The sequence below is a fragment of the Pseudomonas sp. D2002 genome, from assembly GCF_013385735.1.
In the GTDB taxonomy this organism is placed as follows: Bacteria; Pseudomonadota; Gammaproteobacteria; order Pseudomonadales; family Pseudomonadaceae; genus Aquipseudomonas.
Genome location: NZ_JACAPL010000002.1, coordinates 547,376 through 565,597 on the forward strand (window position 1 = coordinate 547,376; position 18,222 = coordinate 565,597).

Below are 18,222 nucleotides of genomic sequence, written 5' to 3' on the forward strand. Positions count from 1 at the left end.
CCGTAATACCCCATATCAACGAATCACGCCAGCCGGCGAGGCAGGCGCACGCTTGGAGATAACCCATGAGCACCTTTGCAGTGTTTGGAATGACCCTCGATGTCGCCATGGCCGAGGCCAGGAAGACCATCAAAACCACTCGGCCCGACCCAAAGCGTCCCGGCCACAAGATAGAGCTTTCGGTCGAAGACTGGCTGATCAAGGTCACCCAGAAGGCCGAACAGATCATGGGGGGGGTCAGGTTAAAGCAGCTCAGCCCGCTCTTCGACGCACCGCAGTATGCAGAGCACTTCATTGAGTTGGCGCGCAAGGGCAGCAAGTGCCGCGACATGCGGATAAAGGCCAAGCGCGCGCTGCTCGACGCTCAGGGCGAACCGCTCATCAACCCGAAGACGAAGGCGCCTAAGGTTGGGTTTACGGAGTGGCCGCCGAAAGAAGAGAGCAAAGTGGCGGTAGCGCCGGCTCAGCGGGTGTAGATTGGTGTTAGTGAGACTAATGCTTCCGTTTCATCAAATTGATCGCGTCACGTGCGGAAACTATTTCGCCCAAAGCATTCTTTGCTGTATCAACATTGAGCTGGTCTGAGTCTGACAAACCTGCAAGCACTTTAAACGTCTGCGCAGCAGTTTCAACACCAGCCCTAGCTACAAATATTTGAGTGTAGATCGCCGAGTCAACGCCCTGTATGGATAGCGTTTCCTTGAGGTGCTGTTGAGATTGATCCAGATCGATTGCAATCAAGCTCATAGCGTTTCGGCGAACCCCCCATTTTTCTAGCGAATGAATCGCAGCTAAAACCCTCTTCTCGGCATCACTAATAACAATTACGACGCGATCAATCGCCCCTTGCCTCAACTCCGACTCTGCTTTCCTTCTAAGCCTTGAGTCCCGATTAGCGATAAAAATCGCGGCCAATATCGCTGCAATCGACCCGATTGCCTGAACCCAAGATGCCAGCCCTGAGTTGTGCTCTATCCAGCCGGAAATAATTTCCCAATTCATAACCTACTCCCCTGTAGATCCCGGAACTATACCGGCGAGGCCCCCGCCCCCCTATGTACGCACAACAGAACGACGAAAAGAAGCTCGAGCGCGCGATCCGCAAGATCAAGCACTGCTTGGCGCTGGCCCAGAGCGCCAACGAGAACGAAGCCGCAACAGCACTCCGGCAGGCTCAGGCATTGATGCGCGAGTACCGGCTGACCGAGATGGATGTGAAGTTGAGCGACGTCGGAGAAGTTGAATCGGCGCTGTTCCGAGCCAAGCGTCGACCGGCATGGGATCAACAGTTGAGCATCGCTGTAGCAAACGCGTTCAGTTGCACAACTTTGCGGCGCAGGAAGTGGAGTTGCTCGAAAGACCAAATCATTGAATGCGCGACATTCGTCGGCGTGTCTCCCGCGCAAAACATCGCCCTCTACGCATACGAATCGCTGCACACCAAGCTAAGCCTGGCGCGCAAGGAGTACTGCTCAGCGGTCAGATCTGGAATTCATCGCAGTCAGTATTCACCAGAGACTGCCGGCGATCACTTTGCGTTAGCGTGGGTTTGGGAGGTTCAGTCAAAGCTGAAAGCACTTGTGCCTCAAGGCGACGATGATCCGCTCTGGAACCCAGTCATCGGCCAAGGCCTCGTCGCGATCCAGGCGCAGGACAAGGCCTTGATCAGCGAGTATCTCGCCACCAAAGACATCAGAGAGTCCAGGAAAAGCAAGGGCGTGGAGCTGGATATGAATGCCCAAATCGCCGGGATGCTCGCAGGCAGCAAGGTAGAACTGCACGCCGGCATCGCGCGCGGCAGCGAGGACACCATTGCGCTATCCGTAATAGCCTGAGCCACTCCCCTCTACCGATCCGGCATGGACCGGCGTGAGACTACGATCAAAGCTGGCGTCTGAACGAATACAGGATGTTGTTTTTATCGTCAGCAACAATCCACTCCTTGCCGACAGAATCGATCTTACCGACGAGCAAACTGTTTGCCGCATACAACTCATCGTCGATGACTTGGAAGCGCAGAACACCCTTTTCGTCTAACACCGAACCATCAGACCGAATTGGCCCCACGGCCGGCGCGATAGGCCAGCGCCCTGCATAGAGGGTGAATCCACCCTTCTTGAATTCCTCAATCATCCCTATCACTCCGATTGGCTAAAGGACGAACTGTAGCTGATCCGAGAAATGTCACCACTCCAATGCCCGGGCATGGCCCGGCAAGGACTCCCCATGCTCACAGCAATTGACTTGTTTTCCGGCTTCGGCGGATGGACCCGGGGCGGGAAAGACGCCGGCCTCAACGTCCTCTGGGCAGCCAACCACTGGCCAGCCGCCGTGGAGTGGCACACCAGGAACAACCCGGAGACGCAGCACGTCTGCCAGGACTTGCATCAGGCTGACTGGTCGCAGGTGCCAAAGCACGACGTGATGCTGGCCTCTCCTTGCTGCCAGGGCCATGCAAAGGCTCGCGGCAAGGCGGCAGGGAACCCGCAGCACGACAACTCACGCTCGACCGCCTGGGCACCGGTGGCGAACGCTGAGGTCAATCGTCCGGACTTCGCTGTTATTGAAAATGTGCCGGAGTTCATGGACTGGATTCTCTACCCGGCATGGGCCGATGCAATGCAGCGCCTGGGCTATTCGTTGGCGCCGCATATCGTGGACTGCGCCGACCTTGGCGTGCCTCAGCATAGGGTTCGCCTGTTCATGGTTTGCTCCCGCAGCAAGGCTCCGCTCCACCTGCAGCTCCAGCAACACCAGCATGTGCCGGCCAGCGAGATTATCGACTTCAACGCAGGCAAGTGGTCGCCGATCATCAAGCCAGGTCGCGCCGAATCGACGCTGACTCGAGTGAAGAATGGCCGGGAACGGTTCGGGGAGCGATTTGTGATGCCCTATTACGGTTCTGGTTCTGGCCTCACCGGCCGCAGCCTGGACCGCCCGATTGGCACTATCACCACCCTGGACCGATGGGCCGTGGTCGACGGTGACCGGATGCGCATGATTACTGCCGATGAGGCCATGGCCGCGCAATCCTTCCCGAAAGACACGCAGCGCCCGGACAACCATCGGCTGACCATGCACATGACCGGCAATGCGGTACCGCCTCTGGCCGGCAGGCGGATACTTGAGGCGCTGAAAAAAACTGCATGATTCACAGTTACCTAAATGACTGACCGCTTAGAAATTCCCACCCCTCCCGCCAAAAGTGTCCTGCATAACCTTATCTATGGCAGATCTAACTGCTGCGTCTACGTCAGATTCGCTGACTACATGGCCACACCCGGCGCAACTCAAGCCGGCAAAGTCAGCTAACGAATGAATTTCCCGACGCTGCGTGTCCGCCATAACAAAAGGCCTGCTCCCACATTTGGGGCAAGCAAGTTCTACATCGACAGCCTCTTCGGATGTATCGCTCATTTCAAAGCTCCTTGATCCGGCCGTATGCCGGGCCATCAATCAATAGTCTACAAAACCAGATCACGCCAGAGCCCGGGTATGTCCCGGCAAGGATTTCCCGTGAAACGAATTTACCTCAGCGGCCCCATGACCGGCCTGCCTGAACTCAACTTCCCGGCCTTCGCCGCAATGACCGACAGCCTGCGCGCCGGCGGCCACACCGTCACCAACCCCGCTGAGATCAACCCTGAAGGAGGAACGTGGACCGACTGCATGCGCCGCGACATTGCCGCCCTGATGGACTGCGACACCGTGGCCACCCTGCCCGGCTGGGAGCATTCAAGGGGTGCCCGCTTGGAAGTCCTAATCGCCGAACGCCTCGGTATGACGGTTGTGAATGCCCATGATCTGGTAACGAGGGAGGCTGTATGAGAAACGTCAAAACGCGTGAAGGCATGGAGTACTGGGACAAGATTTGTTCCCTCAAGCACTACGGCTTCATCCACTCGCCGGACAATAGTCGGGTATTGAAGGCAGAAGGCATCGGCAACTGGATCGACAAGTTCGAAGCACAGGCGATCGTCGATCAAGCTCAGGACGAGATCAACCGTTTCCGCGCCGAGCGTGACGCCCTGCAGCAGCTACTCAACCAGCGTGACGAACAAGTCGAAAGCTTGAAGCTGCAGAACCAGGGCGAGCCGGTGGCGTGGATCTGTCACGGGCCAGAGGGAAGCGGCCTCGTTGCGCTGCAATGGTCGCACTTACCAACGCCGACCGGCCTTGTTCGAAAAATTGGGCTGTGCCTCGAGCAGCCCGCGCCAGCACCCGCCCCACTCAATTACGGATCGCTCGACGCAGTACAGCGCCTGGCTGTGTGTCGGGGTGATGTGGTGCCGGTGAGCGGCTCGACTTGCAACGAGATCCGTGAAGAGGCTGGCCAGCCAATCAACCGTCCGTGCAAAGCCTGCGGCGGCGGCGCCTGTATCGACCGCTAGACGGTAGCGAGTCACAGAAATCCCTAAAGCAGTACATCCGTACTCTTAGCGACAAAACTGTAACCCCTCCCCCTTCAAAGTCAGCCGCTATAGCGGCAAGGACGAAGTCATGTCTGAAGAAAAGAGAACCCCCGACGAAACCTGGTCAGCCAATGAAGAGTTGTTCAATTGCGACAGCCTGGGTGAGTTGCTTGAAGAGAACGACGACCTTGAAATCGGAGCAACCGTTTGGAAGGGAGAGAAATTCCCGATAAACACCGCCGGCTATGTCGATGCGGGCGACGTCATTGAAATGCTCGGCGAGCGCGCCTATGACGATGTGGGCGAATTCGCGGAGGACTGGCCGGATGTTCCTGATGAGGCCCGCCAGGAACTCGACGAACTCCTGTCCGCATGGATAAGCAAGCATTGCACCGCGACGTTCTACCGCGTTCGCAACGTCGTCGAGTACCAGATCACCGCAGAGGATATGGCGGATCGGGTGACGCCATGATCGCCACCCTCTGGTTCGCCTACGTCTTCATCTACAAGGGGCCGAGGCCATGAGTAATTTCAACTACAAATAGTCGGGAAACCGACAGTTCAACGCGCCGACCATTAACGCTCACCCAACAAGGAGAGCCTCATGAGAGCGTTCGCAGAAGCAATTGTCGCCATTGCACCAGTGACCAGCCGCAAATCCAGGAATCGCTTCCTCCGGGAATGCGACAGATGGACCAACCGCCTATGCAGGTGCGGCTTGGTCAGCCTTCAACAACGCCAGGAACTGCGGCGGCAAATCGCAGCGGCGTGCCTGGTGGCGTTGATGTAACCCCAATCCCCCTACATGCCTGCCGGTGAGCGGCGGGCGAACTTCTGCCGCCCAGCGCGGCAAGGACACCACTATGGAAATTCAAAGCGAAACCCTTGCCGAGGAAGAAATCGCGGCAATCACCGGTTACATGATCCCGTCAGGCCAGATCGCCTGGCTCAATCAAAACGGCTGGAAGTATGTGCTGACCCGCGCGCGCCGACCGGTAGTAGGCCGCGTCTACGCCCGCATGAAACTGGCAGGCGTAAAACCATCAGCAGAGAATGTCGCGGCCGAAGCCTGGTCACTGGATCTGTCAAAAGTAGGATAAATCGATGCGAGCAAAAAAGGCGGCAAACAGGGACCTGCCGCCGCGAATGATTCGGCGTGTGCGCACGTTGAAAGGCGGTAAAGAGTGGGTTGGGTATTACTACGACGGGAGGAATGAAGACGGGAAGCGGGTAGAAATCCCGCTCGGGGGTGACTTGGATATCGCCAAGGCTGAATGGGCAAAGCTCGACTGCAAGCCGGTGCCGAAAAAGAACGCCCTGTTGGGCCAGGTATTCGACCGCTACGAGCGAGAGATCATCCCCGGCAAAGCGCCGAAGACGCAGAGCGATAACTTGCTCAGCCTAAAGCAGTTGCGCAAGGCCTTCAGCGATGCGCCCATCGATGCTGTGACGCCGCAGATCATCGCGCAGTACCGAGATGGCCGGACCGCCAAGGTCAGAGCCAACCGGGAGATCTCCCTACTTTCCCACATCTACAACATCGCTCGCGAGTGGGGCATTACCGAGGGCAACCCCGCCACCGGAGTCCGGAAAAATAAGGAAGTACCGCGAGACTTTTACGCTAACGAGGAAATCTGGAGCGCCGTATATGCCGTCGCTGCCTCGGAGCTTCGCGACGCCATGGACTTGGCTTATTTGACCGGGCAGCGTCCCGCAGACGTGCTGTCGATGCGGGAAGCGGACGCGGTTAACGAATTCCTGCAGGTGTCCCAGGGCAAGACGTCCAAAAAGCTGAGAATCCGCCTGACTGCCGCCGGCGTCCTGAACGACCTAGGCGCCCTGGTGGAGCGGTTGATAGGCCAGCGGCGCTCACGCGGGGTGCGAACCCCATACCTGATTATCACCGAGGACGGCAGACAAGTGACCAAGCCAATGCTTCGCCTGCGCTTTGATGACGCCAGGACGCGTGCCATCGCGATAGCCAAGGAGCAGGGAGACGGATTGCTTGCCGCGAGCATTCGGCAGTTCCAGTTCCGTGACATACGCCCAAAAGCTGCCAGTGAAATCCTCGACCTTGGGGATGCGAGTCGACTGCTGGGGCATACGGACAAGCGGATAACCGAGACGGTTTATCGACGCGTAGGCGAGATCGTGAAACCGACCCGCTGAGGTCGAGTTATGCGGAGTTGCGGAAACTGCCTGAAATGATGCGGAAACTATCAATCGATAAGATAGCGACATCACCAAACCCCAGAAACGCAAAAGCCCCGCAATCGCGAGGCTTTTGTGAAAATCTTGGCGGGAAACCAGGGATTCGAACCCTGGGAACGCTATTAACGTTCGCCGGTTTTCAAGACCGGTGCATTCAACCACTCTGCCAATTTCCCTTTTGCATCACAGGATTATAATAGCCCATCCCGTGTCAGCGGGCGCCATAATACCCGAATGAAACACACTGTCAAACTCTTGCCATCGCTTGTTACAGGGCGTCTGTTATGATCCTTGCGACTGAATGTTTCAAAACTGAAGGAGTGTCGCCATGCGCGAACAGAATTACGCAGTGAATGGTCACGCGCAGGCTGAGCAGCTTGAAGTCAGCCGCGTGTTGCGCAATACGTACGGCTTGCTCGCCCTCACCCTCGCGTTCAGCGGCGTGATGGCGTATGTAGCGCAGCAAATGCGCGTTGGCTACCCGAATATCTTTGTCGTGCTGATCGGCTTCTACGGTCTGTTTTTCCTGACCAACAAGCTGCGCGACTCGGCCTGGGGCCTGGTGTCGGCGTTTGCCCTGACCGGTTTCATGGGGTTCATCCTCGGCCCGATCCTTAACCGTTACCTGGGCATGGCCGGCGGCGCGGAAGTGGTCAGCTCGGCCTTTGCCATGACGGCCCTGGTGTTTGGTGGCCTGTCGGCCTACGTGCTGATCAGCCGCAAGGACATGAGCTTCCTCGGCGGTTTCATCACCGCAGGCTTCTTCGTGCTGCTGGCAGCGGTTGTCGCCGGCATGTTCTTCCAGATCAGCGGCCTGCAGTTGGCGATCAGCGCCGGTTTCGTGCTGTTCTCCTCCGTGTGCATCCTGTTCCAGACCAGCGCCATCATCCACGGCGGTGAGCGTAACTACATCATGGCAACCATCAGCCTGTATGTGTCGATCTACAACCTGTTCATCAGCCTGTTGCAGATCTTCGGCATCATGAGCCGTGATGACTGATTGCTAGCGCTATAAAAAATGCCCCGTATCGTGAGATACGGGGCATTTTTGTTTGCGCAGGTTCAGTACCTGTTGGGTTCCATTTCCAGTTCAACCTTGAAGCGCTCGGCAATGTCCTGCTGGATACGCAGCGCCAGGTTGGCAATGTCGTGCCCGGTGGCCGATCCATAGTTGACCAGCACCAGCGCCTGCAGCTTATGCACGCCCGCATCGCCCTCGCGAAAGCCCTTCCAGCCGGCCTTGTCGATCAGCCAGCCGGCGGCGAGTTTCATCTGCCCGTCCGCCTGCGGGTACGCCACCAGGTCCGGGTACAGCGCCTGGAGCTCTGCGGCCAGCGCCTGGGACACCAGCGGGTTCTTGAAAAAGCTCCCGGCATTGCCCAACTCAGCCGGGTCCGGCAGTTTTTCGCGGCGGATGCTGCAGATCGCCCGGCTGACGTCGCTGGGCGTTGCGTCGGTGATCCCCTGCCCGGCCAGGCGCTGCTGCACCGGGCCGTAGTCGAGCTTCAGCTGGCTGGTGCGGCTCAGCGCAAAGCGCACGCGCAGAATCAACCAACGCCCGGTCTCGTGTTTAAACAGGCTGTCACGGTAGGCAAAGTTGCACTCTTGCAGGCTGAAATCCCGCAGCTCGCCGGTCTGGCGATCCAGGGCGGTCAGGCCGGCAAACACATCCTTGATCTCCACACCGTAGGCACCAATGTTCTGCATCGGCGCAGCGCCGACGGTGCCGGGGATCAGGCTGAGGTTTTCCAGGCCGCAGAAACCGTGTTCCAGGGTCCACAGCACAAATGGATGCCAGGCCTCGCCTGCTTCGGCTTCGACCACCACGTGCAAACCATCATCCTGCAGCACGCGAATGCCCTGGGTTGCCATGCGCAGCACCAACGCCTGGATATCCTGGGTCAGCAACAAGTTGCTGCCACCGCCGATCACCAGCAGCGGTAACGCATGGGCAGCCGCGTAGGCCAAGGCTTCACGCACATCGGCATCGTTGTGGGCCTCGGCGAACAACTGGGCGCGCACATCAATGCCAAAGCTGTTGAATGGCTTGAGCGATACCTGCGCAAGCACCTGCAAGGTCATAACCGCCCCTTCAATTCGATCACCAATAAATCACAGGCACGCTCGATCAGGTCGAGGACCCGCTCAAAGCCTTGTTCGCCTTCGTAGTAAGGGTCCGGCACCTCGTCCACTTGCGCCTCATAGCGGCGCAGGAACAAGTCCAGCTCCGCCTTGCCCTGCGCCGGGCGCAGCGCCTTGAGGTTGCGCAGGTTGCTGTGGTCCATGGCCAGGATCAGGTCATAACGCGCAAAGTCGGCGCGCGAGACTTGCTGGGCCCGCTGCGCCGACAGGTCATAACCGCGCACCAGGGCGGCACGCTGGCTACGCTGGTCCGGCGGGTTGCCCACATGCCAGTCGCCGGTGCCGGCCGACGCGACCTCGACCTGGCCCGCCAAGCCCGCTTCGCGCAACTTGTGGCGCAACACGCCCTCGGCGGTGGGCGAGCGGCAGATATTGCCCAGGCAGACAAACAGGACTTCCATCAAGCCCCCAGCAGGCGACGCACGCGCTCAAGGTCTTCCTGGGTGTCGACGCCAGCCGGTGGCGCTTCCAGCGCATCGCCCACATGGATACGCACGCCGTGCCACAGCGCACGCAATTGCTCCAGGGATTCGGTGTTTTCCAACCAGCATGGGCCCCAGCTGACGAAGTCATGCAGGAAACCGGCGCGGTAGGCGTAGATGCCGATGTGACGGCGGTATGGCACGCCCTCCGGCAATACGTCAGGGTGCTTGGCGAAGGCGTCGCGCGCCCAGGGCAGAATCGAGCGGCTGAACGTCAACGCGAGGCCATTGATGTCCGTGACAACTTTAACCACGCTCGGGTTGAGCAACGTGTCGATGTCTTCGATGGGCTCGCTCAAGGTCGCCATGCGCGCTTCAGCGTGGGCCGCCAGGTTGGCGGCCACCTGATCGATCACGCACGGCGGAATCAACGGCTCGTCGCCCTGCACGTTGACCACGATCGCATCCGGCGCCAGGCCAAGCTGCGTGGCGACTTCAGCCAGGCGGTCGGTGCCGGAGTTGTGGTCTTCGCGGGTCAGTACCGCTTCAGCGCCAAAACCCTTGCAGGCTTCGATGATGCGCGGGTCATCGGTGGCGACCACTACCCGTTCGGCGCTGCTTTTGCAGGCCTGTTCCCACACCAGCTGGATCATCGGCTTGCTGCCGATCAATTGCAGCGGCTTGCCCGGCAGGCGGGTCGAGGCGTAACGGGAGGGAATGATAACGGTAAAGGCGGTGGTCATTTATCCAGGCGCTCATCGGTGGTCAGGGTACGGGCTTCGCTCTCGAGCATCACCGGGATGCCATCACGGATCGGGTACGCCAGGCCGGCGCCCTTGCTGATCAACTCGGTTTTGTCGGCGCTGAGCTTGAGCGGGCCTTTGCAGATCGGGCAAGCGAGGATGTCGAGCAGTTTGGTGTCCATGAGTATTTCCTGGAAAAAGCGGTTAAGGCAAAAGTCGGGCGGGCAGCAGGCGCATCAGTTGGGTGTCGAACCAGGCTACAAATGCCGGCGACGGCACCGCGTCCACCGCAAGGTACCACCAGTCAGGCTGGGCAAAGGCGCGGCACTTCACCGCGTCCTTTTCGGTCATGACCAAGGGTAATGACGGCGTGAAATTCAGGACGTCTGCGCTGTAGGGCGCATGGTCGGCAAACGCATGGGGTATTGGCCGCCAGTGTAGCGTTTCAAGGGTATTGAAGAAACGTTGCGGGTTACCAATACCGGCGACTGCGTGCACCTGCTGGCCTGCCGGAAAATGCTCGGGCGGTTGGCGCTCAGCGGTTTTCAAGTTGATCAGCGCCGTGGGCAACAGGCGGAAAGCAAAACCACCCTCGCGATCCGCGGCGGCACCGTTATAGAGCACCGCATCGACGCTTTGCAGGCGCTCCTCGGGCTCGCGCAAAGGCCCGGCCGGCAGGCAATGGCGGTTGCCCAAGCCACGGGCGGCGTCGATCAGCACCAGCTCAAGGTCGCGGGCCAGGCGGTAATGCTGCAGGCCATCGTCGGAGAGGATCAGGTCCAGCGGCTCGCTGGCGAGCAGCGCCTTAACCGCGCGGCTACGATCAGGATCAATCATCAGCGGCACGCCGCTACGTTGCACGATCAGCAATGGCTCATCGCCAGCCACGTCAGGGCTATGGCTGGCCTCGACCCGCCATGGCAACTGCGGCGGTTTGGCACCGTAGCCACGGCTGACCACCCCAACGCGCAAGCCACTGCGCCGACAATGCTCGATCAGCCACAGGATCAGCGGCGTTTTACCCGTGCCGCCGACAGTGATGTTGCCGACCACCACCACCGGCACCGGCGACTGGTAGATCTGGCCCTCGCCCGCCAGGAAGCGCGCACGCTTGCGCTGCACCACACGGCGATACAACGACTCGAGCGGGCGCAGCAGCGCCAGCGCCGGGTGGCCCTCGTACCAGGCTTTGAGCAAACGATCGGAGATGGCCATCAGGGTTGCGTCGCCGCCTCAACGGTGGTCATGCGCAAATGGGTGAAGCCGAGCTTGCCGGCGGCGTCCATCGCGGTGATCACGGCTTGATGCTGGGTTTTGCCATCGGCACTGATCGACAGCGGCATTTGCGTATCACCGCCGGACTCTTTCTGCAGGGCATCCATCAGGCTGTTGAGATCGTTCTTCTCCAGCAACTGGTTATTCACCGAAAACACGCCGTCAGCGCTGATGGCGATGTCCAATTGCTTGACTTGCTGATCCTCGGCCGGCGAGCCGCTTACCGCTTCCGGCAAGTCGACGCGCAGCTGGGTTTGCCGGGTGAAGGTGGTGGTGACGACAAAAAACAGCAGCAGGATGAACACCACGTCGATCAACGACGCCAAATTGATATCGACATTTTCCCGTTGCTTGCGGCGAAACTTCACACTCGGCCCTCGACAAAATCGACATCACGATCGCCCTGCACCACTTCCACCAGCTTGATCGCTTCCTGTTCCATGCCGACCACCAGCTCGTCGATGCGGCGCTGCAGGAAACGGTGGAAAAACACCGAGGGAATACCGACCATCAGGCCCGCAGCGGTGGTGATCAAGGCCTTGGAGATACCGCCGGCCAGCACCGCCGCGTTCGTGGTCATGCCCGAACCCATGAACGAGCTGAAAATATCGATCATGCCCAGCACCGTGCCCAGCAGCCCCAGCAATGGCGCCATGGCGGCGATGGTGCCAAGCGCATTGATGTAGCGCTCCATTTCATGGATGACCCGGGCGGCGGCCTCTTCAATGCACTCTTTCATGATCTCGCGGCCATGCTTGGAGTTGGCGAGGCCGGCGGCGAGGATTTCACCCAAGGGCGAATTGGCGCGCAGTTCCTTGAGCTTGTCTTTGTCCAGTTGCTTGTTCTTGATCCAGCCCCACACCTGCCCCAATAGATGCTCGGGGGTGATGCGGCTGGCGCGCAGGGTCCAGAGGCGCTCGGCGACGATGCCGAGTGCGGCGATGGAGCTCAAGATGATCGGCAACATCATCCAGCCGCCGGATTTGACCAATTCCCACACAGTGAATGTCCCCTCGAAAAAGTGCGCCACTTTACCATATAGGTTCGCCGGCGGGGCTCGTCGGCCACAGACCCGCCCGTCGCCGGCCGCCGCCAATGGTAACGCCGGGTTACAGTAGCGCTTCGCGCCAGAAACGGCGTTGACTGCACGCAACAACCGGGGCTTGAAAGGCGCCCAATTGCAGACGTACGGCGCCCTGCTCGGCGCTGTCGTAGACACGGCTGCCCAAAGCCCGATAACGCTGCATCACCTGTGGATGCGGATGCCCGAATGCGTTGCCACGGCCACGTGAAATCAGCACTGACTTGGGCGCAAGCCGCTCTAGAAAGGGCCCGGATGAAGAGCTGCGACTGCCATGGTGCGGCGCTTGCAGCCAATCGGTCGGTACGGCCAAGGCTGAAGCGAGAAAGGCCTGTTCGGCATCGCGATCAATGTCGCCGGTCAGCAGCAGGCGTTCGCCATTGGCCTGGACCCGTAACACACAGGATTTCGGGTTGCTGTCTGTGGCGCCTGGCCACCTCCATAACTCGAACAACACGCCATCCCACTCCCATCTCTCACCACTGACACACGGCTGAACCGCAAGCAATGCTGGCAACCCTTCGACCTCGCCGCCCACGGCCCGCTTCACCGCCAGCGCGCGGGCGACCGCCGCCGCACCGCCCGCATGATCGGCGTGAGCGTGGCTGATCAGCATCATGTCCAACGCCTCTACCCCGAGCTTCCTCAAGGCTGGCACCACCACGCGCGCGCCCATGTCAAATGCCCCCGAGCGCGGCCCGGCGTCGTACAGCAAGGTGTGATGGCGGGTGCGCAGGATCAACGCTTGCCCCTGGCCGACGTCCAACTGGGTCACCTCCACCTGCCCATGCGGCACCAGTTGCCTGGGTGGAAAAACGGCCAGCAACAGCATCGGCCAACCCAGCAGCCGGAACGGCACGCCTTTGGGCAACAGCAATAACACCGCACCGGCCAGGCTCACCCACCAATAACCCAGCGGCACCTCGGCCGGTATCCAGGCCGGGCTTTGCCCTGCCAACAGTGCCAAACCCCTGAAAAACCCGTCCAGCGCGCCGCCAGCCAACCACAACAGGCCCGCCCCGACCAACGGCACCGCCAGCAACGCAGTGCCCAGCAATGCCAGCGGCAACACCACGAAGCTGATCCACGGCACCGCCAATAAATTCGCCAGCGGCGCACTCAGGCTGATGGGCAACCCCAGCACCAGCAATACCGGAAACAAGCCAATCGCAATCAGCCATTGGGGACGCGTCCACAACTGCCACCAGCTCCAGGCGCCCAAGCGCCCGCTGAACGCGAGCACCAGCACCGCGACGGCGGCGAACGACAACCAGAAACCCGGTTGCAAGCTGGCCAATGGCTCCAGCAGCAATACAGCATCGAATGCCAGCAACAACGGCCACCACACGCCCAAATGTCGAAAGCGCAAACGCCAGAGCAGAACCAGCCCGACCATCACACACGCGCGCTGCACCGGCACGCCGAACCCCGCCAATAAGCCATAGCCCAGCGCGGCGGCAAACGCCAGGGCGCACGCCCATGGCAGCCACGGCAAGGCGCGGGGCCAGCAGCCGTAGCGCGCCAGCCCGGCCACCAAGCCGTAGATCAGCCCCGCCAGCAAACCGATGTGCTGGCCCGAGATCACCAGCAGGTGCACCGTGCCGGTGTCTTGCAACACCCGCCAGTCCTCAGTGCCCAGCCCCGAGCCGTCGCCCAGCACCAGCGCTGCCAAACCCGCCTCGCGGCCCTGGGCATCGACGCTGCTCAGGCGCTGCCGGAGGCTGTCGCGCCAGGCGTTGCGGGCCGGGGCCAGGCGTTGGCCATCTTTCACCGAGCCAGTTGCGCCAATGCGCTGGGCCAGTAGCCAGGCTTCATAGTCAAAGCCATGAAAATTGAGCAACCCGGACGGGCGCTTCAACGTGACCGCCAGGCGCCAACGCTCGCCACTGTTCACCTGCGGGCCACCATGCCAGGATACGCGGATGCGCTTCGGCAGTTGGGCCTTGCGCGAGCGGTTGTCGGTCAACTCGAAACGTACACCGGTGCTTGTCTGTTGCGGCAGCCCGACTACCCACCCCTCTACCCAACGCGTCTGGCCATCCAGTGCTGGCGTAAGGCGATCATCCAGGGCCGACTGTGCGCTGAGGCAGGCCCAACTGATCCCCAGCAGGAAAAACGCCATCGGGTGGGTACGAAAAGGCAACAGCATCAGTGCGACAACCGACATTGCCAGCAGCCAACCGATAGAAGGCAGCGCTGGGAAAAATCGCAGCGACAGTAGGCCAAGTCCGAGGGCAAACATCCCAGTTCTCATGAATCATCCTTTTCAAGTGATCCATCAGTCTTAGTTGGCCCACCCGCACGGCCTATGATGTTTTGTCACAAAGTCTGAATTTTCTGTTTATAGAATGCGGGCATACTTGCCCCTCGAACTGACCTGGACCCCTTATGCCCCGGCGCCTATTCAAACGGTACATGCCCGATCCCACGAGTATCCGGGAACACAAGTCCTTACGATTTCTCGGCAAGTTGCTGCATGACCCCAACCTCTGGCACCTGAACCGGCATTCAGTGGCACGTGCCATGGCCGTCGGTTTGTTCGCGGCATTCATCCCGATTCCCTTGCAAATGTTATTGGCGGCGGTCCTGGCGATTGCCGTGCGCGGCAACATGCCCATTGCCGTCAGCCTGGTGTGGCTGACCAACCCGATCACCATGCCGTTCGTATTCGTCGGCACCTACCTGACCGGCGCCTGGCTGATGAATGTGCCGCCGCGCAGCCTCCCCGACAACCTGACCTGGGAATGGATCAGCAGCCAACTGAGCACGTTGTGGCAGCCGTTCCTGTTGGGCTCGGTGGTCTCGGGCCTGGTGTTGGGGGCACTGGCCTATTGCCTGACCATGGGCTATTGGCGTTGGTGGGTCGCGCACCAGTGGAAGAAACGCAAACAGCGTCGCGCGTGACGGTCACAAGCGCCCTTCCCCTGATCGTCAATAAACCCCGCCAACCCCGCACCACGCCTCTACAGGCACGCATTGCCTGCTCTCCCAATCGCCTAAAGATTGCCGCATAACATTAATTTGCGAGATTCCAGGCCGCGCAAATGGCTACACTGCGCAGGTGGCGTGGGCCGGATGCCTGCGCGGATGATTGAAATCAATGTGGTAGCAGGAGAGTGGCGTGCTTAGAAGAATGGGGATAAAAGGCCGCGTACTGTTGCTGACGTTATTACCGACCAGCCTGATGGCCCTGTTGTTGGGGGGCTATTTCACCTGGATGCAGCTCTCGGAGTTGCAAACCCAATTGCTGCAACGCGGCGAAATGATCGCCGAGCAACTGGCGCCATTGGTGGCCCCGGCCCTGAGCAGCAGTAATACCGACTTGCTCGAACGTATCGCCACCCAATCCCTGGAGCAGCCCGATGTACGCGCAGTGTCATTCCTCGCGCCGGACCGCTCGCCCCTCGCCCACGCGGGCCCGACCATGCTTAACCAGCCACCGGTCGGCAACAGTTCCCACCTGCTGCAGCGCACCGGCAATGACGCCACGCGTTACCTGCTGCCGGTGTTTGGCCGCCACCGCAACCTCGCCGGCGAGCTGATCCCGGACGAAGCCGACCGCCTGCTGGGCTGGGTCGAGGTGGAGCTTTCCCACAACGGCATGCTGCTGCGCGGCTATCGCAGCCTGTTCGCCAGCCTGCTGTTAATTGCCATCGGCCTGATCTGCACCGCCGCGCTGGCCCTGCGGATCAGCCGCACGATCAACTCGCCGATCGGCCAGATCAAACAGGCCGTGGCCCAGCTCAAGGACGGCAACCTGGAAACACGCTTGCCGCCGCTGGGCAGCCAGGAACTGGACCAGCTCGCGTCGGGCATCAACCGCATGGCCGAAACCCTGCAAAATGCCCAGGAAGAGTTGCAGCACAGCATCGACCAGGCCACGGAAGACGTGCGCCAGAACCTGGAAACCATTGAAATCCAGAACATCGAGCTGGACCTGGCGCGCAAGGAAGCCCTGGAGGCCAGCCGTATCAAGTCAGAATTCCTGGCCAATATGAGCCATGAAATCCGCACGCCGCTCAACGGCATCCTTGGCTTCACTCACTTGCTGCAAAAAAGCGAGCTGTCGCCGCGCCAGTTGGATTACCTGGGCACTATTGAAAAGTCCGCCGACAACCTGTTGGGCATCATCAACGAGATCCTCGACTTCTCGAAAATCGAAGCCGGCAAGCTGGTGCTCGACAGCGTGCCGTTCAACCTGCGCGACTTGCTGCAAGACACCCTGACCATCCTCGCCCCCGCGGCCCATGCCAAGCAGCTCGAACTGGTCAGCCTGGTGTACCGCGACACGCCGCTGGCGCTGGTCGGCGACCCGTTGCGTCTCAAGCAGATCCTTACCAACCTGATCAGCAACGCGATCAAGTTCACCCGCGAAGGCACCATCGTGGCCCGGGCAATGGTCGAGGACGAACAGGAAGACAGCGTGCAACTGCGCATCAGTGTGCAGGACACCGGCATTGGCCTGTCCAATCAGGACGTGCGCGCGTTGTTCCAGGCCTTCAGCCAGGCCGACAATTCGCTGTCACGCCAACCGGGCGGCACCGGACTGGGCCTGGTGATTTCCAAGCGCTTGATTGAGCAGATGGGCGGCGAAATCGGCGTCGACAGCACCCCGGGCGAAGGCTCGGAGTTCTGGATCAGCCTGAGCCTGCCCAAGACCCGTGACGACGTTGACGACCTGCCTTCTGCGCCGCTGCTCGGCCGCCGCGTGGCCGTGCTGGAAAACCACGAACTGGCGCGCCAGGCCCTGCAACACCAGTTGGAAGATTGCGGCCTGGAAGTCACCCCGTTCAACACCCTGGAAAGCCTGACCAACGGCATCACCAGCGCGCACCAGACTGAACAGGAGATTAGTTTGGCCGTGCTCGGCGTCACCGCCAATGACATTCCGCCCGAGCGCCTCAACCAGCATCTGTGGGACCTTGAGCACCTGGGTTGCAAGGTGCTGGTGCTGTGCCCGACCACTGAACAGATGCTGTTCAACCAATCGGTGCCCAACCCCAACAGCCAATTGCAGGCCAAGCCGGCCTGTACGCGCAAACTGCGCCGCGCCCTCGCCGACCTGATCAGCCCGCGCCCCTCGCGCAGCGAACCCGGCGAGCCACTGTCCAGCCGCGCTCCGCGAGTACTCTGCGTGGACGACAACCCGGCCAACCTGCTGCTGGTGCAAACCCTGCTCGAAGACATGGGCGCCAAGGTCCAGGCCGTGGAAAGCGGTTACGCCGCCATCGACGCCGTGAAGCAGGAAACCTTCGACCTGGTCTTGATGGACGTCCAAATGCCCGGCATGGACGGCCGCCAAAGCACCGAGGCGATCCGCCAATGGGAAAGCGAGCGCCACGGCACGCCGTTGCCGGTGGTCGCCCTCACCGCCCACGCCATGGCCAACGAAAAACGTGCTCTGCTGCAAAGCGGCATGGACGACTACCTGACCAAACCCATCAGCGAACGGCAACTGGCCCAGGTGGTGTTGAAATGGACCGGCCTGGCCCTGCGCAATCAAGGGCCGGAACGCGTGACCGACGGTGTTGGCAGTGGCGCGCAACTGTTGGTACTCGACCATGAAGAAGGCCTGCGCCTGGCCGCCAACAAAACCGACCTGGCCGCCGATATGCTCGCCATGCTGCTGGCGTCCCTGGAAGCCGACCGCCTGGCCATTACCGTCGCCCGCGAAGCCAACGACAACAACGCCTTGATCGAACGCGTCCACCGCCTGCACGGCGCCACCCGCTACTGCGGCGTGCCGCAACTGCGCGCCGCCTGCCAACGCGCGGAAACCCTGCTCAAGCAAGACGACGCCAAGGCCATGGCCGCGCTGGACGAACTCGACATGGCGATCGCCCGGCTGGCCAGTGAGGCGCGCGTCAGCGCGTGAGGCTACTTGCCTGGGGGACCGCCTTGTGTGGGAGCGGGCTTGCCCGCGAATACGGTCTGTC

Annotated in this window: 21 protein-coding genes and 1 tRNA gene; 11 read left to right on the plus strand and 11 right to left on the minus strand. The window is 60.7% G+C overall.

What is annotated here, in order from left to right:
- The first annotated feature begins 65 nt into the window (after positions 1–65).
- On the plus strand, positions 66–476 hold the full coding sequence (locus HX783_RS02605) for a hypothetical protein (protein ID WP_177015866.1): 411 nt from the start codon (positions 66–68) through the stop codon (positions 474–476).
- A gap of 16 nt (positions 477–492) precedes the next feature.
- On the opposite strand, the gene HX783_RS02610 is transcribed toward HX783_RS02605, so the two are convergent.
- The gene (locus HX783_RS02610) at positions 493–1,002 is read right to left on the minus strand and encodes a hypothetical protein (RefSeq protein WP_177015867.1); all 510 of its coding nucleotides are present in this window, start codon (positions 1,000–1,002) and stop codon (positions 493–495) included.
- A 53-nt stretch (positions 1,003–1,055) separates the two neighbouring features.
- On the opposite strand from HX783_RS02610, the gene HX783_RS02615 reads away from it, so the two are divergent.
- Positions 1,056–1,835, plus strand: a complete 780-nt coding sequence (locus HX783_RS02615; RefSeq protein WP_177015868.1) for a DUF2786 domain-containing protein — start codon at positions 1,056–1,058, stop codon at positions 1,833–1,835.
- 46 nt (positions 1,836–1,881) lie between these two features.
- Here HX783_RS02615 and HX783_RS02620 read toward each other — a convergent pair whose 3' ends face one another.
- Positions 1,882–2,133: a hypothetical protein gene (locus tag HX783_RS02620; protein ID WP_159955668.1), complete on the minus strand. Its 252-nt coding sequence runs from the start codon at positions 2,131–2,133 to the stop codon at positions 1,882–1,884.
- A 93-nt stretch (positions 2,134–2,226) separates the two neighbouring features.
- Between HX783_RS02620 and HX783_RS02625 the strand changes: the two genes are divergently transcribed.
- From HX783_RS02625 to HX783_RS02650, 6 genes are all read left to right on the plus strand, one after another.
- The gene (locus tag HX783_RS02625; protein ID WP_177015869.1) at positions 2,227–3,150 is read left to right on the plus strand and encodes a DNA cytosine methyltransferase; all 924 of its coding nucleotides are present in this window, start codon (positions 2,227–2,229) and stop codon (positions 3,148–3,150) included.
- A 366-nt stretch (positions 3,151–3,516) separates the two neighbouring features.
- Complete coding sequence (locus tag HX783_RS02630) at positions 3,517–3,828, plus strand: DUF4406 domain-containing protein (RefSeq protein ID WP_177015870.1); 312 nt, start codon at positions 3,517–3,519, stop codon at positions 3,826–3,828.
- A complete protein-coding gene (locus HX783_RS02635; protein ID WP_177015871.1) occupies positions 3,825–4,391 on the plus strand; it encodes a hypothetical protein in 567 nt (188 codons plus the stop codon). Before HX783_RS02630 ends, HX783_RS02635 begins: the two co-directional genes overlap by 4 nt.
- Positions 4,392–4,500: 109 nt before the next feature.
- Complete coding sequence (locus HX783_RS02640; RefSeq protein ID WP_177015872.1) at positions 4,501–4,884, plus strand: hypothetical protein; 384 nt, start codon at positions 4,501–4,503, stop codon at positions 4,882–4,884.
- A gap of 391 nt (positions 4,885–5,275) precedes the next feature.
- Entirely contained in the window at positions 5,276–5,512 is a 237-nt protein-coding gene (locus HX783_RS02645; protein ID WP_177015873.1) for a DUF4224 domain-containing protein, read from the plus strand.
- Positions 5,513–5,516: 4 nt separating this feature from the next.
- Positions 5,517–6,581, plus strand: coding sequence for a tyrosine-type recombinase/integrase (locus tag HX783_RS02650; RefSeq protein ID WP_177015874.1), 1,065 nt, complete (start codon positions 5,517–5,519; stop codon positions 6,579–6,581).
- Positions 6,582–6,708: 127 nt separating this feature from the next.
- On the opposite strand, the gene HX783_RS02655 is transcribed toward HX783_RS02650, so the two are convergent.
- Positions 6,709–6,799 (minus strand) — tRNA-Ser (locus tag HX783_RS02655).
- A gap of 152 nt (positions 6,800–6,951) precedes the next feature.
- Between HX783_RS02655 and HX783_RS02660 the strand changes: the two genes are divergently transcribed.
- Positions 6,952–7,623 carry a Bax inhibitor-1/YccA family protein gene (locus HX783_RS02660; RefSeq protein ID WP_159955664.1) on the plus strand — a complete coding sequence of 224 codons (672 nt, stop codon included), beginning with the start codon at positions 6,952–6,954 and terminating at the stop codon, positions 7,621–7,623.
- A gap of 62 nt (positions 7,624–7,685) precedes the next feature.
- On the opposite strand, the gene murB is transcribed toward HX783_RS02660, so the two are convergent.
- The 8 genes from murB to HX783_RS02700 all read right to left on the minus strand — a co-directional run bounded on the left by murB (position 7,686) and on the right by HX783_RS02700 (position 14,540).
- Positions 7,686–8,705, minus strand: coding sequence for a UDP-N-acetylmuramate dehydrogenase (gene murB / locus HX783_RS02665; protein ID WP_177015875.1), 1,020 nt, complete (start codon positions 8,703–8,705; stop codon positions 7,686–7,688).
- Complete coding sequence (locus HX783_RS02670; RefSeq protein WP_177015876.1) at positions 8,702–9,166, minus strand: low molecular weight protein-tyrosine-phosphatase; 465 nt, start codon at positions 9,164–9,166, stop codon at positions 8,702–8,704. The genes murB and HX783_RS02670 overlap by 4 nt, the downstream gene beginning before the upstream one ends.
- Entirely contained in the window at positions 9,166–9,930 is a 765-nt protein-coding gene (kdsB, locus tag HX783_RS02675) for a 3-deoxy-manno-octulosonate cytidylyltransferase (protein ID WP_159955658.1), read from the minus strand. The genes HX783_RS02670 and kdsB overlap by 1 nt, the downstream gene beginning before the upstream one ends.
- Positions 9,927–10,112: a Trm112 family protein gene (locus HX783_RS02680; protein ID WP_003174668.1), complete on the minus strand. Its 186-nt coding sequence runs from the start codon at positions 10,110–10,112 to the stop codon at positions 9,927–9,929. The genes kdsB and HX783_RS02680 overlap by 4 nt, the downstream gene beginning before the upstream one ends.
- 22 nt (positions 10,113–10,134) lie before the next feature.
- Positions 10,135–11,145 carry a tetraacyldisaccharide 4'-kinase gene (gene lpxK, locus HX783_RS02685; RefSeq protein WP_177015877.1) on the minus strand — a complete coding sequence of 337 codons (1,011 nt, stop codon included), beginning with the start codon at positions 11,143–11,145 and terminating at the stop codon, positions 10,135–10,137.
- Positions 11,145–11,573 (minus strand): biopolymer transporter ExbD, encoded by a 429-nt coding sequence (locus HX783_RS02690; protein WP_159955654.1) that lies wholly within the window; start codon positions 11,571–11,573, stop codon positions 11,145–11,147. Before HX783_RS02690 ends, lpxK begins: the two co-directional genes overlap by 1 nt.
- Positions 11,570–12,205, minus strand: a complete 636-nt coding sequence (locus HX783_RS02695; RefSeq protein WP_106579832.1) for a MotA/TolQ/ExbB proton channel family protein — start codon at positions 12,203–12,205, stop codon at positions 11,570–11,572. Before HX783_RS02695 ends, HX783_RS02690 begins: the two co-directional genes overlap by 4 nt.
- Before the next feature lie 109 nt (positions 12,206–12,314).
- Complete coding sequence (locus HX783_RS02700; protein WP_177015878.1) at positions 12,315–14,540, minus strand: DNA internalization-related competence protein ComEC/Rec2; 2,226 nt, start codon at positions 14,538–14,540, stop codon at positions 12,315–12,317.
- A 134-nt stretch (positions 14,541–14,674) separates the two neighbouring features.
- Here HX783_RS02700 and HX783_RS02705 point away from each other — a divergent pair, with 134 nt between their 5' ends.
- Positions 14,675–15,190, plus strand: a complete 516-nt coding sequence (locus HX783_RS02705) for a DUF2062 domain-containing protein (RefSeq protein WP_159955650.1) — start codon at positions 14,675–14,677, stop codon at positions 15,188–15,190.
- A 217-nt stretch (positions 15,191–15,407) separates the two neighbouring features.
- On the plus strand, positions 15,408–18,161 hold the full coding sequence (locus HX783_RS02710) for a response regulator (RefSeq protein ID WP_177015879.1): 2,754 nt from the start codon (positions 15,408–15,410) through the stop codon (positions 18,159–18,161).
- Positions 18,162–18,222 lie beyond the last annotated feature (61 nt).